The sequence below is a fragment of the Campylobacter sp. BCW_6871 genome (assembly GCF_001762325.1).
In the GTDB taxonomy this organism is placed as follows: Bacteria; Campylobacterota; Campylobacteria; order Campylobacterales; family Campylobacteraceae; genus Campylobacter_D; species Campylobacter_D jejuni.
Window position 1 is genome coordinate 67,475 of record NZ_MJWQ01000053.1, and the last position, 13,314, is coordinate 80,788.

A 13,314-nucleotide genomic window follows, 5' to 3' on the forward strand; every position below is an offset into this window, starting at 1 on the left:
ATAATGCAATTATTACAAGTAGACAAACTTCAAAAAGATTATTTAGAAAATATAGGTTTTTCTTGGCATACAGATGAAGATGGAAGTGATTATATTAGCAATAAGTTAGTTTGTGTTAAGGAAAGTGAAGCTAATACTTATTATGAAGCGGTAAATGAGCTTTATGATATGTTTATTGCTGCAGCGCAAGAAGTGATTGACAATGATCGTTTTGATGAGCTTGGAATCCCTTTTAATCTTATTGATGCGATTAAAATGAGTTGGGAAAATGAGGTTCATTGGCATTTATATGGGCGTTTTGATTTAGCGGGTGGGCTTGATGGTAAGCCTATAAAACTTATAGAATTTAATGCTGATACCCCTACTGCTCTTTTTGAAAGTGCGATTTTACAATGGGCACTTTTAAAACAAAATGGAATGGATGAAAGCGCACAATTTAATAGCATTTATGAAAGTTTGATGGATAATTTTAAAAGACTTATTACCCTTGATGAAAGTGTTGAAGAGTTTGAAGAGCATTACCAAGGGTGGAAAATTCTTTTTTCAAGTGTTGCAGGAAGCAAAGAAGAAGAAATCACTACAAAATTACTTTCCCATATAGCCAATGAAGCAGGTTTTCAAACTAATTTTTCCTTTGTAGATGAGGTAGAATTTAGTGAAGAAGGAATTTTTAAAGAGGGTGAAAATTATGAGTATTGGTTTAAGCTTATTCCTTGGGAGGATATAGCTATAGAAGAGGGTGAACTTGCTATGCTTTTAACTCAGATCATGCGTAATCAAAGAGCGATTATTTTAAATCCTGCTTATACGCTTTTATTTCAATCTAAGGGAATTTTAAAAATTTTATGGGAGCTTTATCCAAATCATCCATTACTTTTAGAAACAAAAGATACTCCTTTAGAGGGTAAAAATTATGTTAAAAAACCTGTTTTTGGTAGAGAAGGCGCAAATATCAGTATAATTAAAGATGGAAAAACTTTGCATGAAAATGTAGGTCCTTATGGGAATAATAAGGCTATTTATCAAGAATATGTAGAGTTTAATTCATGTGAAAACGAATACTATCAAGCAGGTGTTTTCTTTGCCTATGAAGGGTGTGGCTTAGGATTTAGAAAAGGTGGTCTTGTGCTTGATAATTATTCTAAATTTGTAGGACATATTATAAAGGATTAGAAATGAAAATTGTTTGTTTAGATGCGGCAACTTTAGGGAATTATGATTTAAGTGTTTTTGAAAAATTTGGTTCTTTACAAATTTATACTACAACAAATAAAGAGCAAACTATAGAGCGTTTAAAAGATGCTAATGTTGCCATGACAAACAAGGTTGTAATTGATAAAGATGTGATTGATGCTTGTAAAAATTTAAAACTCATTTTAGAAACTGCCACAGGGGTTAATAATATCGATATTGAGTATGCTAAAGAAAAAGGTATTATTGTAAAAAATGCTGCTGGGTATTCTACTATGAGCGTTGTGCAACATACTTTTGCGTTTATGTTTGCTTTTTTAAATCAAGTGCTTTATTATGACAAATGGAGTAAAGAGGGTAAATGGTGTGAAAGTCCTATTTTTACAGATTATAGCAGAATTTTAAATACCTTAAGCGGTAAAAAACATGGTATTATAGGCTTAGGAGCTATAGGTAAAGAAGTGGCAAAAATTTCAAAGGCTTTTGGAGCTGAAATTTATTATTATTCTACGAGTGGAGCTAATAAAAACGCAGATTTTGTACATTTGGAATTAAAAGATTTATTAAAAACTTGCGATATTATAAGTATTCACGCACCTCTAAGTGAAAAAACTAAAAATTTACTCACCTTTGAAGAATTAAAGCTTTTAAAAGATAATGCGATTTTGATTAATGTAGGAAGAGGTGGGATTATCAATGAAAATGATTTAGCTAAAATCATAGATGAAAAAAATATTCGTGTAGGACTTGATGTTTTAGAAATTGAACCTATGATGAAAAATCATCCGCTTTTAAGCATTAAAAATAAAGAAAATCTTATTATCACTCCTCATGTTGCATGGGCGAGTAAGGAAGCTTTAAATGCTTTAATGGATATAGTTTATAATAATTTAAAAGAATGGATAGAAAATGGCAAGTGAACATAGTTTTGATATTTCAGCAGCTTTAGATAAGCAAGAGTTAAAAAATGCTTTTGAACAAGCTAAAAAAGAACTTGATAGTCGTTATGACTTAAAAGGAATTAAGTGTGAGATTGATTTAAGCGAAAAAGGGAGTATTTTTAAACTCAGTTCTTCTAGTGAAGGAAAACTTGATGTTTTAAAAGATATAGTGATTTCTAAACTTATCAAAAGAGGAATTAATCCTAATGCTATTAAAGAGCTTTCTCGTGAAAGTGGAGCAATGTTTCGTTTAAATTTGAAAGCAAACGATGCTATTGATAGTGAAAATGCTAAAAAAATCAATAAAGCTATTAAAGATAGCAAGCTTAAAGTTAACTCTTCGATTCGTGGTGAAGAAATTCGTGTTGTAGCAAAACAAATCGATGATTTACAAGCTGTGATGAAGCTTGTAAAAGAGCTTGATTTAGAGTTAAATATCAGTTTTAAAAATCTCAAATAAGGTCAAATTTGAAACATTGTTTAGCTCTGTGTTTTATTTTTTTTCTTTGTGCTTGTAGTGTGAAAAATCAAAATTTTTCAAGTCAAAGCTTGATGGTTTTGATTGCTTCTCCCATGATAAAAATCAATGATGCAGCTTTTTTAAAAAAAGAAAATAATGCTTTAAATTTAGAAGTTTATAAACTAGGGCAAGCTTTTTTTGAACTCAAAATCAAGGATAAAATTTGCATCAATGCAGTGTGTTATGATAAAAAAGTGTTTAATCAAAAATTTTTTAAAAATGTATATTATGATGATATTTTAAGTGATGTTTTAAAGGCAAATGCTTTATGGCAGGGTAGAAATTTAGAAAAAACTGATTGTGGTTTTGAACAAAATTTAAAAGCAAAAAATTATGAAATTTTTTATCAAGTTTGTGATAATAAAGTAAGTTTTTTTGATAAAATTTCACATACTAAAATTATCTTAACGCATATTCAAAATTGAAGGATAGAGTTTGAAATTTTTTTTATTGGTATTTTGCTTTGTCAATCTAGCTTTAGCACAAGTTTATAAAGGTGAATTGTATTTTTATCATTTGCAGGATAAAGAAATTTTTGCCATAGTTTATGATAATGCACCTATGACTCCACTTTTTGACAGGGATAAAAATCAAACAAGTTCTAGTTTTTTAATTATTGATGATATAAATGGAAATTTAGAGATTCCGCTCGTTAAGACAAATGATTTTTGGCAGGATGAGCGTAAAAAATATAAAATCAATTCTTCTAAAATACTTACATATGATAATAAAAATTTTCAAGGAGAAAATTTAGGAACAACTACTTTAGAACTTGTTGAAACGCAAGATGGCATTCGTATAAAGCGTAGTCTTGATTTTATAGGTTTTAATGATGATTTTAAAGAATTTCATCCTGTTCATAAGGGTGTATTTAGTTTTGAACAAATTCGCCAAAAACCTATTTTTTTACAAGATGGAAAAATTAGTTTTGAAGAATGGTATTATTTTTATGAAGATGGTATGAGTCGTGCTATTTTAGAGTTAAATAATTTTGTTTATGATATTAATGCTCACGCATTTGTAAAACTAAATGATTTGTATAATACTGAAAATCAAAAATTTCAAAATCTTTTACATGAGAAGCTTAAAAATACATGTGATGAGTGTTTTGAAGATCTGCAAAATTTACAATTTAATAATAATTTTTTACTTAATAATGGAAAACTAAAAATTTGTTATCTACCTTTTGAAGGTCATTTTTTAGATGAAAATATTTGCGTAGAATTTAACGAAGATGAGCTTAAGGAATTTAAAAAATAATGGAAAAATTAAAAAATTTTTTAAGTTTGAAAAATATAGAAGATACTCAAATTTATAAAGAGCTTAAGTGTGCTAAAAATGAGGCTTTGATTCTTAGAGAGCTCTGTAGAAATTATGTCGTTTCTATTTCTTCTATCAATGCCTTTACTTTATTATCGACAATTTTTGGAAATGATAAGTATCTTTATCTTGATGCTTTGGAGGATTTAAAAAAACTTATCGAAAGAGGTTTTGTAAATCAAAATTCGAGTTTTTTTAAAAGTTTAGAAAATAATAAAACTCAAACATTAACTCTTGCCTTATTGCAAAGCGAGCTTAGTCTAAGTGAATATTTTTTAGAATTTTTAGAAGCAAAACCTCGTTTAAACTTTGAGAAACAAGAGGCTTATGCAGATTATTTAGAATATTTAAAAGATGAATTTGTGCGTATTCAATTATACGAAAGATTAAGTTTTATACAAAAAAGTGCTTATAATAGTGAAATAAAAAACCAAATTAAACTTTATGAAAAACATATCAAAGAAAGACTAAAAAAAAGTAAATTTTATAATGTATTAGCTGATATTTTTAAAGAATACAATCTTGAACATAAAGAACAAATTATTTTTCTAGCACTTTTAAAAGAAGAATACGCCTTAAGTAATGAAAGTTCGATTTCTAGAGAAATGAATTCTTTGCTTTCTTTAATCAGTGAAAATGATTTAGAAAGGCATAAAAATAAAAAACTATTACAAGAAAATGCTCCTCTTTTAAACTTAATCGAGTATGATGAATATTTAAATGCTTTTGGAGATATTTCTAAAAGTTTTTTTATTATCGATGAAATTTTACAAAGAATTATAAATTTTGAACCAAAACAAAGTAAAAAAATCAAAATTGAAAGTGTTTTAAAAGATCAAGATATTTTCGAGCTTATAGAACCAAGCACTGACATCAATGATATTATTATGCCTGAAAATACAAAAGAGCTTTTAGAAAATATTTTAAAACAACAAGATAAAAAAGTCCTAGAAAGACTTCATTCTTGGGGTATAAAGAGTAATAAAAATATAGAAGCTAAAATTATTTTTTATGGTCCTGCTGGTACTGGAAAAACTATGTCAGCTTTAGCTATGGCTAAATCAATGAAAAAATCTGTTCTTAGTTTTGACTGTTCTAAAATTTTGAGCAAATGGGTTGGAGAGAGTGAGCAAAATGTAAGAAAAATTTTTGATACTTATAAAAATATCGTGCAAACTTGTAAACAAAGTCCTATTTTACTTCTCAATGAAGCCGATCAGTTTTTAAGTACGCGTGTAGATGGAAGTAGTGGTAGCGATAAAATGCATAATCAAATGCAAAATATATTCTTAGAGCAAATTGAGCGTTTTAGTGGTGTGATTATCGCTACGACAAATTTTTTAGAAAGCTTAGATAGTGCATTTTCAAGAAGATTTGATTATAAGATAGAATTTAAAAAACCTGATTTTAAAGATAGGCTTAAAATTTGGGAAAAATTTCTACCTAAAAAAGCATTATTCGAAAAAGATTTTGATATAAATATTTTATCAAATTATGAATTAAGTGGAGCACAAATTTTAATGGTAGTAAAGAATACAGCTTTGAAAGTAGCTGTATCACAAGATGGGGTTTTTAAAATGCAAGATTTTATAGAAAGCATACAAAAAGAATTAAATTCAAGTTTTGATAAAAGTAAGATTGTTGGATTTTAACTTTTTTAATGTTTTTGTATAGCGAACTATAAAATAAAACAAAGCTATAATTAAAGCACTCCATTCCCAAAACATAGGAATTTTTGGGGTTAAAAAATAATGATAACTTGCCAAAACTAAGCATAAATATCCTAGTTTTCTGATTTTACTAAGTTTTTTAAAGATTTTAAAAGAACTTAAAAGCATTAAAAATATGATTAAAAATGCGATAAATCCACTTGCTTCTAATAAACGATGTGAAATATCATCGAAAAGCCTTGAAATTTGAGCATTTCTATCAAAAATAAAATAATTTAAAAAGTGCAAAATCGCCCAAAAAACTGCAAAAATACCTAAAATTTTAGGATAATTTTTTGTTTTTTTAAATTTAAGTAAAGAAAATAAAAGACTTAAATTTAAAAAGATTAAAGCAAATATTCCGGTGTAAATATAGGCTTCTTTTACAAAATCAAAGGCTTTTATGATATGATAAAAGCCATATATTAAACTTATGATAAAGCTAAAATAAGCAAGAAATTTAAAGTATTTTGTCTGCATTAAAAATTCACTTTCAAGTCCATGTTTTTATATAAACTTGCCACTTCTTTTTCATAGCCATTAAACATTAAAGTAGGTTTGGTAAAGAAGTCTCCTAAAGCCCTCTCGTTAGCTTGAGACCATCTAGGATGAGAAACATTAGGATTGACATTGGCATAAAAACCATATTCACTTGGAGCGTAACTTTCCCAAGTGGATTTAGGCTGTTCTTTGGTAAATTCTATTTTAACTATAGATTTAATACTTTTAAAGCCATATTTCCAAGGAACAACAAGGCGTATTGGAGCGCCATTTTGAGGCTTTAAGGCTTTTTTATACATTCCTACTGCAAGCAAGGTAAGAGGATGCATAGCTTCATCCATGCGAAGTCCTTCTACATAAGGATAGTTTATAGTTGGAAATAAAGCGTCTTGATCGGGAAATTGACTCTTATCTAAAAGAGTGGTAAATTTAACAAATTTTGCTTCGCTTGTAGGCTTTGCCATTTCAATCAAACGACGCAATTCAAAGCCTACCCAAGGTACCACCATAGACCAAGTTTCAACACAGCGAAAACGATAAATTCTTTCTTCTAGAGGGAATTTTAAAATATCTTCCATGCTTAGAGTTAAAGGTTTTTCTATTTCTCCACTGATATCGATTTTCCAATTTTGAGTGTTGAAATTTTGTGCTAATGATACAGCCTTTTTTTTGTCTGTTGAAAATTCATAAAAATTGACATAATTTGTAGCCAGTTCTTCATCGCTGATTTCAAGTTTGTTTGGATTAGTATCGTTTGTGAAATTTAAAGCAGATAGTTTAGAAGCAAGCACACTTGAACTTATTAAAGCACCTGCTCCAAGTTTTAAAAAATCTCTTCTTTTTTTATATAAATTCTCAGGAGTTATAATCATAATTTTTCCTTATTAAAAATTTTTATTATTAAAATATAACAAGGATAATGATTATTAAATTTCTTGTAGAATTTTTTCACAAATTTTTCTAGGGTTATTATCTTTATAAATAGGGCGTCCAACTACTATAAAATCGCTTAAATTTTCTCTAGCCATTGTTAAATTAGCGACGCGTTTTTGATCATCATTTTTCTCTCCAAATGGACGAATTCCTGGAGTGAGAGTTAGGAAATTTCTTTGGGTGTGTTCTTTGATGATTTTACTTTCAAAAACAGAGCATACCATACCATCAAGTCCATTTTCATAAGATATTTTTGAAAAATTAATTACAGTTTCTTCGATTTTTTGTCTATAAATACTAAAGAAATTTTCTTCATCAAAACTCGTAAGAGCAGAAACTGCTAAAACTAATGGTCTTTTTGAAAATTTGCTAAGCCGTGTCATAACTTCTTGCATGGCTATTTTTCCAGCACTTGCGTGGATATTGATCATATCAACACCAAGTTTTGATATTTCTTCGCAAGCATCTGCCATAGTGTTGGGAATATCATGAATTTTAAGATCAAGAAATATTTTAAAATCATCAACTTTTTTAAGTTCTTCTATGAATTTAAAACCATCTCTTAAATATGCTCTTAAACCTACTTTTAACCATATGTCTAAATTTTTTAATTCTTTAGCAAGTTGTAAGCATTCTTCTTTTGTAGAAAGATCAAGTGCGACACAAAGCTTCATTTTTTAGCCTTTATTAAGGCATCTAAAACTCCATTTATAAATTTTGGAGAATTGTCATTAGCAAGTTCTTTGGCAAGTTCTATAGCCTCATTGATGACAATAGCACTAGGAGTATCGGTAAAAAGTAACTCATAAGCTCCAAGTCTTAGTATAGCTCTTTCTACATGTCCTAAAGCTGTAATTTGATTATCATTTAGAAATGAATTTAAGGTTTCATCAATATTGTTTAAATTATCTAAAATTCCATGATATAAATTTAAAGTAAAATTTTTTTGTTCATTGCGTATTTTTTTTTCATCTAAAATTTCATCTACAAAAACGTTGTTTTGAGAATTTAATTCAAAAGCATAAAGTAAGGAGATGACGCTTTGGCGAACTTGATGACGCGTTGCCATTAAAGCTCCTTGCTTAAATTTAACATCTCAATTACAGTTGCCATAGCTTCAAAGCCTTTATTACCTGCCTTGCTTCCAGCTCTTTCTATGGCTTGTTCTATTGTATCTGTAGTTAAAACACCAAAGCTTACAGGGATATTATGATTTAAACTCACATTGGCTATGCCTTTGGTAGTTTCTGCTGAAACATAGTCAAAATGCGGAGTTGAGCCACGAATTACTGCACCTACGCAACAAATTGCATCAAATTTTTTGCTTTCTATAGCTTTTTTTAACGCATACGGAAGCTCAAAAGCACCAGGAACAAGTATAAGGCTTAGATTTTCCTCTTTGCCTCCGTGTCTTAAAAAAGCATCTTTTGCTCCTTCTACAAGGCGATCTGTGATGATATGGTTAAATCTTGCATTAATGATAGCAATTTTTGTATTTGAGTCTAAATTTAATTTTCCTTCAATAATATTCATTTGTTTTCCTTTATGATATTTTGTATTTCTAGTAATGTATTAACGCAATTTTTAAGGCGTGTAAGATTAAGCATATTAGGTCCATCGCATAAAGCCTCGCAAGGATTAATATGTGTTTCAAAGAAAAAGCCATCTATGCCTACGGCTGCTGCCGCTCTTGCTAAAGGTTCTACAAATTCGCTTTTCCCTCCGCTACTTCCACCTGCAGCCCCTGGCATTTGTACGCTATGGGTAGCATCAAAAATAACTGGAGCAAATTCACGCATGATAACTAAAGAACGCATATCTACTACTAGATTTCCATAGCCAAAGCTAGCTCCTCTTTCAGCTACAAAAACACCATTTTTTTGAGCAGCTTCATAGCCTTCATCTTCTATACCACGGGTTTGTAGAACTTTTTTAACGCTGTATTTGATATCGCTTGGGTTTAAAAATTGTCCTTTTTTGATATTAACTTTTGCCTTAGTTTTTGCTGCGGCTATAAGTAAATCGGTTTGACGACATAAAAAAGCAGGAATTTGCAAGACATCAGCTACTTCACTTACAGGGTTTGCTTGATTGCTTTCGTGTATATCGGTTAAGATTTTCATACCAAATTCATCTTTTACGCTTTGTAAAATTTTTAATCCTTCTTCAAGACCAGGACCTCGAAAAGAATTAATACTTGTGCGATTGGCCTTATCAAAACTTGATTTGAAATAAAATTCTATATTTGGGTTTTCATTAAAATTTTTTAATTGTTCGGCAACTTTAAAAATCAAATCTTTGCTTTCTATCACGCAAGGACCAGCAATGAGTATCATTTTTTTCATTTTTTTCCTTTGTTCTTAACTAAAATTAATCCACCAAAAATAATGCCTATTATACCTAAAAAAACCATAGTACTTGGTAAATTATCTCCTAAAATTATCCCAACTATCATACTAAATACCACATCAAGATAACTAACTCCAGCAACTACTCCTGCTTGTTTAGCGATACCATAAGCTTTAGTGATATGAATTTGATAAATGGTGCCTAAAGTTCCCATAATGGCAATGATAAGCCAAGCTGTAAGACTTGGCATCACAAAAGGTGCTAGAATGAAATCTAAATGTAAAGAATCAAGATGCTGTGGTTCAAAAAATTCAGCACTGATCATAGAAATTAAAGGCATTAAGGTTCCTAAAAGGATAAAAGAAAAGGCAATTTGTTCTGTAGTGTAAGATTTTCTAAGTTCTCTTACACTTGTAAGAGCTAAAGCGGCTAAAAATCCACTCGTGATGCCTATAACAGAATTTTTTAAATCAAAGCCTGAATGATTTAAATTATGAGCCCAAGGCTGAGCAATTAAAAGTACTCCACTAAATGCTATTAAAATTCCTATCCAGCCTTTGATGCCAATATTTTCTTTAAAAACAACAAAAGCTATTAAAGTAATAAAAATAGGAGCGGTTTTTTGAAAAGCAAAAGCTCCACCTAGTGTAATATTTGAAACATTATAGAAAAACATATATAGTGAAAGCGTGCCTACTACTCCACGAAATACCAAGAGCCAAAAATGTCCCCCTTCTTTATGTGCCTTAGATCGTTTTAAAAGATAGACTATGAAAAAAATTCCTATGATATTTCTAAAAAACATAATTTCTATAGAACTCATTTCCTTGCTAAGAATTTTTGCACAAGCTCCCATAAGTGCAAAATCCAAACATGCTAAAATCATGAAATAAATTCCTAAATTATGCTTGATTACTTTTAGCATTTTTTTTCCTTGACTAAAATCTGGGCTAATTCTAGTCTTTTTTTGCTTAATATTAAGCCAAATTTTATATAATTTTAAAAATATAATTTTCTAGGAAAAAAATGCAAAGCATTATACTTATAGGTAAGCCAAATGTGGGAAAATCAAGTCTTTTTAATAGAATGGCAAGACAAAGAATAGCTATTACAAGTGATATTTCAGGCACAACTAGAGATACAAATAAAACAGAAATTCATATTAATTCAAAAAAAGCCATGCTTATTGATAGTGGAGGGCTTGATGAAAGTGATGAACTTTTTAAAAATGTGAAAAAAAACACTTTAAAAGTAGCCAAAGAAAGCGATATCATACTTTATCTAGTTGATGGAAAATTAGCACCTGATGATGAGGATAGACAGTTTTTTTATTCTTTAAAAAAACTTGGAAAACCTATAGCCTTAGTGATTAATAAAGTAGATAATAAAAAAGATGAAGAAAGGGCTTGGGAGTTTGTAAATTTTGGCGTAAAGGAAATCTTTAATCTTTCAGTAACCCATAATGTAGGCTTAGATGAACTTTATGAATGGCTTGAAAAATTTTTACATGAAGAGTTTTTAATCCCCGATGAAGAAGAAAATTTAGAAGATTTTTTAGAGCATTATGAAGAAGGAAAAGAATTTCAATTTAAAGAAGTCGATCAAAATCATATCAGAGTGGGTATTGTAGGGCGTGTAAATGTTGGAAAATCAAGTCTTTTAAATGCTTTGGTTAAGCAAGAACGCAGTGTTGTAAGTTCTATCGCAGGAACTACTATAGATCCTGTTAATGAAAGTGTAGTTCATAAAGATAAAGTGATAGAATTTGTTGATACTGCAGGTATTAGAAAAAGGGGTAAAATTCAAGGACTCGAACGCTTTGCCTTAAATCGCACGGAAAAAATTTTATCTCATTCTCAAATAGCACTTTTGGTTTTAGATGCGCATGAGGGCTTTAGCGAGCTTGATGAACGCATTGCTGGGCTTGTGGCTAAGCATTATTTGGGTGTGATTATTGTTTTAAATAAATGGGATAAAAGTGAGATGGATTTTGATAAGACTGTAAAAGAATTGCGTCTTGATCGTTTTAAATTTCTAGCTTACGCACCCGTGATTAGTGTATCAGCTTTAAGTGGAAAAAGGGTGCATGTTTTACTCGATAAAATTTTGCAAATTTTTGAAAATTTCACTCAAAAAATCCAAACTTCTAAGCTTAATACCTTGATAGAAAATGCCACAAGAGCACATCCTTTGCCGCATGATTATGGGAAATTGGTTAAAATTTATTATGCAGTACAATACGACTTAGCACCGCCAAAAATTGCACTTATTATGAATCGTCCTAAGGCTTTGCATTTTAGCTATAAGCGTTATTTACAAAATCAAATTAGAAAAGAATTTAATTTTGAAGGTGTGCCTTTAGTGATTGCTTCGCGTAAAAAGGGCAGTAAAGAAAATGATGAAAGCTAAAAATATCGTTTTTATAGGATTTATGGGTTCTGGAAAAAGCACTTTAGCAAGAGCTTTAGCTAGGGATTTAGATCTTGTTTTTTTAGATAGTGATTTTTTAATAGAACAAAAATTTAATCAAAAAGTCAGTGAAATTTTTGCGCAAAAAGGGGAGAATTTTTTTAGAGAACAAGAGCAAAAAATGGCTGATTTTTTTAGTTCTTGTGAGAAAACTTGTATTGCTACAGGTGGGGGTTTTGTTAATGTTTCAAATTTAGAAAAAGCAGGTTTTTGTATTTATTTAAAAGCAAGTTTTGAATATTTAAAAAAGCGTTTAGATGAAAATGAAATTTCTAAAAGACCTTTGTTTTATGATGAAATTAAAGCAAAAAAATTATATAATGAGCGTTTAAGCAAGTATGAACAAAAGGCAAATTTTGTTTTAAATATAGAAAATAAAAATATAGATGAGCTTTTAAGCGAGATTAAAAAGGTGATAAAATGAGAGTATTAACAGGGCTTCAGCCAAGTGGCGATTTGCATATAGGTAATTATTTTGGTGCGATTAAACAAATGGTAGGTGCACAAGAAAAAAGCCAAATGTTTATGTTTATTGCTAATTATCATGCCATGACTTCTTCTCAAGATGGAGAAAAACTTAAACAAAATTCTTTAAAAGCTGCTGCGGCTTTTTTAAGCCTTGGTATAGATCCTCAAAAAAGCGTTTTTTGGTTGCAAAGTGACGTTAAGGAAGTTATGGAGCTTTATTGGATTTTATCGCAATTTACTCCTATGGGTTTATTAGAGCGTGCGCATAGTTACAAGGATAAAGTTGCCAAGGGGCTTAGTGCTTCACATGGGCTTTTTTCTTATCCTGTTTTAATGGCAGCTGATATTTTACTTTTTGATACACAAATTGTCCCTGTAGGAAAAGATCAAATCCAGCATGTTGAAATCGCACGCGATATTGCTTTAAAAGTTAATAATGAATGGGGTGAAATTTTTACCCTTCCAGAGGCTAAAGTTAATGAAGAAGTAGCTGTAGTTGTGGGTACTGATGGAGCAAAAATGAGTAAATCTTATCAAAATACTATAGATATTTTTAGCAGTGAAAAAACCTTAAAAAAACAAATTTCTTCCATAGTTACAGATAGTACCGCTTTAGAAGATCCAAAAGATCATGAAAACTGCAATGTTTTTAAAATCGCAAAGCTTTTTTTAGATGAAGCAGGGCAAAAAGAATTACAAATACGCTATGAAAAAGGTGGTGAGGGTTATGGACATTTTAAAATGTATTTAAACGAGCTTGTAAATGCTTATTTTAAAGAAGCGAGAGAAAAATACAATGAGCTTTTAGAAAAGCCTTTGCATTTGAAAGAAATTTTGGATTTTGGTGCGACAAAAGCAAGAAAAATTGCCCAAGAAAAAATGCAAAAAATTTATGAAAAAATCGGATTTTAAG

Annotated in this window: 15 protein-coding genes and 1 pseudogene; 9 read left to right on the forward strand and 7 right to left on the reverse strand. The window is 29.8% G+C overall.

All coding sequences use genetic code 11. The features are described 5' to 3' along the window. Window positions 1–3: 3 nt before the first annotated feature. From AJ930_RS06045 to AJ930_RS06070, 6 genes are read left to right on the forward strand one after another with little or no spacing between them, the layout of a single operon-like run. Complete coding sequence (locus AJ930_RS06045) at window positions 4–1,173, forward strand: glutathionylspermidine synthase family protein (RefSeq protein ID WP_070275001.1); 1,170 nt, start codon at window positions 4–6, stop codon at window positions 1,171–1,173. Between the two features lie 2 nt (window positions 1,174–1,175). Continuing rightward, window positions 1,176–2,111: a D-2-hydroxyacid dehydrogenase gene (locus AJ930_RS06050; RefSeq protein WP_002870778.1), complete on the forward strand. Its 936-nt coding sequence runs from the start codon at window positions 1,176–1,178 to the stop codon at window positions 2,109–2,111. Continuing rightward, window positions 2,101–2,592, forward strand: coding sequence for a YajQ family cyclic di-GMP-binding protein (locus tag AJ930_RS06055; protein WP_002870779.1), 492 nt, complete (start codon window positions 2,101–2,103; stop codon window positions 2,590–2,592). The genes AJ930_RS06050 and AJ930_RS06055 overlap by 11 nt, the downstream gene beginning before the upstream one ends. An 8-nt stretch (window positions 2,593–2,600) precedes the next feature. Then, window positions 2,601–3,077 (forward strand): hypothetical protein, encoded by a 477-nt coding sequence (locus tag AJ930_RS06060; RefSeq protein WP_002870780.1) that lies wholly within the window; start codon window positions 2,601–2,603, stop codon window positions 3,075–3,077. A gap of 10 nt (window positions 3,078–3,087) precedes the next feature. Beyond that, window positions 3,088–3,912: a hypothetical protein gene (locus tag AJ930_RS06065; protein WP_070275002.1), complete on the forward strand. Its 825-nt coding sequence runs from the start codon at window positions 3,088–3,090 to the stop codon at window positions 3,910–3,912. Beyond that, window positions 3,912–5,624, forward strand: a complete 1,713-nt coding sequence (locus AJ930_RS06070) for an AAA family ATPase (protein ID WP_002861139.1) — start codon at window positions 3,912–3,914, stop codon at window positions 5,622–5,624. The genes AJ930_RS06065 and AJ930_RS06070 overlap by 1 nt, the downstream gene beginning before the upstream one ends. Here AJ930_RS06070 and AJ930_RS06075 read toward each other — a convergent pair. The 7 genes and pseudogenes from AJ930_RS06075 to AJ930_RS06105 form a co-directional block, all read right to left on the reverse strand. After that, complete coding sequence (locus AJ930_RS06075; protein ID WP_002870782.1) at window positions 5,589–6,161, reverse strand: sulfite oxidase heme-binding subunit YedZ; 573 nt, start codon at window positions 6,159–6,161, stop codon at window positions 5,589–5,591. The genes AJ930_RS06070 and AJ930_RS06075 overlap by 36 nt on opposite strands. Next, entirely contained in the window at window positions 6,161–7,054 is an 894-nt protein-coding gene (gene msrP, locus AJ930_RS06080) for a protein-methionine-sulfoxide reductase catalytic subunit MsrP (protein ID WP_002870783.1), read from the reverse strand. The genes AJ930_RS06075 and msrP overlap by 1 nt, the downstream gene beginning before the upstream one ends. A gap of 57 nt (window positions 7,055–7,111) precedes the next feature. Continuing rightward, a pseudogene (gene pyrF, locus AJ930_RS06085) lies at window positions 7,112–7,789 on the reverse strand (orotidine-5'-phosphate decarboxylase); the annotation flags it as partial. Continuing rightward, window positions 7,786–8,184 carry a transcription antitermination factor NusB gene (gene nusB, locus AJ930_RS06090; protein ID WP_002854405.1) on the reverse strand — a complete coding sequence of 133 codons (399 nt, stop codon included), beginning with the start codon at window positions 8,182–8,184 and terminating at the stop codon, window positions 7,786–7,788. The pseudogene pyrF and the gene nusB, both read right to left, overlap by 4 nt. Then, complete coding sequence (ribH, locus tag AJ930_RS06095) at window positions 8,184–8,648, reverse strand: 6,7-dimethyl-8-ribityllumazine synthase (RefSeq protein ID WP_002870785.1); 465 nt, start codon at window positions 8,646–8,648, stop codon at window positions 8,184–8,186. The genes nusB and ribH overlap by 1 nt, the downstream gene beginning before the upstream one ends. After that, a complete protein-coding gene (kdsA, locus tag AJ930_RS06100; protein WP_002870786.1) occupies window positions 8,645–9,460 on the reverse strand; it encodes a 3-deoxy-8-phosphooctulonate synthase in 816 nt (271 codons plus the stop codon). Before kdsA ends, ribH begins: the two co-directional genes overlap by 4 nt. Then, a complete protein-coding gene (locus AJ930_RS06105; RefSeq protein WP_002870787.1) occupies window positions 9,457–10,389 on the reverse strand; it encodes a DMT family transporter in 933 nt (310 codons plus the stop codon). Before AJ930_RS06105 ends, kdsA begins: the two co-directional genes overlap by 4 nt. A 101-nt stretch (window positions 10,390–10,490) precedes the next feature. Between AJ930_RS06105 and der the strand changes: the two genes are divergently transcribed. Genes der through trpS form a run of 3 tightly spaced genes read left to right on the forward strand, consistent with a single transcriptional unit; the run spans window position 10,491 to window position 13,313 of the window. Continuing rightward, on the forward strand, window positions 10,491–11,873 hold the full coding sequence (gene der, locus AJ930_RS06110; RefSeq protein ID WP_002870788.1) for a ribosome biogenesis GTPase Der: 1,383 nt from the start codon (window positions 10,491–10,493) through the stop codon (window positions 11,871–11,873). Next, entirely contained in the window at window positions 11,860–12,357 is a 498-nt protein-coding gene (locus AJ930_RS06115; RefSeq protein WP_072223970.1) for a shikimate kinase, read from the forward strand. The genes der and AJ930_RS06115 overlap by 14 nt, the downstream gene beginning before the upstream one ends. Beyond that, the gene (gene trpS / locus AJ930_RS06120) at window positions 12,354–13,313 is read left to right on the forward strand and encodes a tryptophan--tRNA ligase (protein ID WP_002870790.1); all 960 of its coding nucleotides are present in this window, start codon (window positions 12,354–12,356) and stop codon (window positions 13,311–13,313) included. The genes AJ930_RS06115 and trpS overlap by 4 nt, the downstream gene beginning before the upstream one ends. Window position 13,314 lies beyond the last annotated feature (1 nt).

Excerpts from the sequence above, each read along its gene's own strand:
- kdsA (WP_002870786.1), bottom strand. The coding sequence starts at position 9,460 with ATGAAAAAAATGATACTCATTGCTGGTCCTTGCGTGATAGAAAGCAAA.
- AJ930_RS06050 (WP_002870778.1), top strand. The coding sequence starts at position 1,176 with ATGAAAATTGTTTGTTTAGATGCGGCAACTTTAGGGAATTATGATTTA.
- trpS (WP_002870790.1), top strand. The coding sequence starts at position 12,354 with ATGAGAGTATTAACAGGGCTTCAGCCAAGTGGCGATTTGCATATAGGT.
- AJ930_RS06070 (WP_002861139.1), top strand. The coding sequence starts at position 3,912 with ATGGAAAAATTAAAAAATTTTTTAAGTTTGAAAAATATAGAAGATACT.
- AJ930_RS06075 (WP_002870782.1), bottom strand. The coding sequence starts at position 6,161 with ATGCAGACAAAATACTTTAAATTTCTTGCTTATTTTAGCTTTATCATA.
- ribH (WP_002870785.1), bottom strand. The coding sequence starts at position 8,648 with ATGAATATTATTGAAGGAAAATTAAATTTAGACTCAAATACAAAAATT.
- AJ930_RS06105 (WP_002870787.1), bottom strand. The coding sequence starts at position 10,389 with ATGCTAAAAGTAATCAAGCATAATTTAGGAATTTATTTCATGATTTTA.
- AJ930_RS06055 (WP_002870779.1), top strand. The coding sequence starts at position 2,101 with ATGGCAAGTGAACATAGTTTTGATATTTCAGCAGCTTTAGATAAGCAA.
- nusB (WP_002854405.1), bottom strand. The coding sequence starts at position 8,184 with ATGGCAACGCGTCATCAAGTTCGCCAAAGCGTCATCTCCTTACTTTAT.
- AJ930_RS06045 (WP_070275001.1), top strand. The coding sequence starts at position 4 with ATGCAATTATTACAAGTAGACAAACTTCAAAAAGATTATTTAGAAAAT.
- der (WP_002870788.1), top strand. The coding sequence starts at position 10,491 with ATGCAAAGCATTATACTTATAGGTAAGCCAAATGTGGGAAAATCAAGT.
- AJ930_RS06115 (WP_072223970.1), top strand. The coding sequence starts at position 11,860 with ATGATGAAAGCTAAAAATATCGTTTTTATAGGATTTATGGGTTCTGGA.
- msrP (WP_002870783.1), bottom strand. The coding sequence starts at position 7,054 with ATGATTATAACTCCTGAGAATTTATATAAAAAAAGAAGAGATTTTTTA.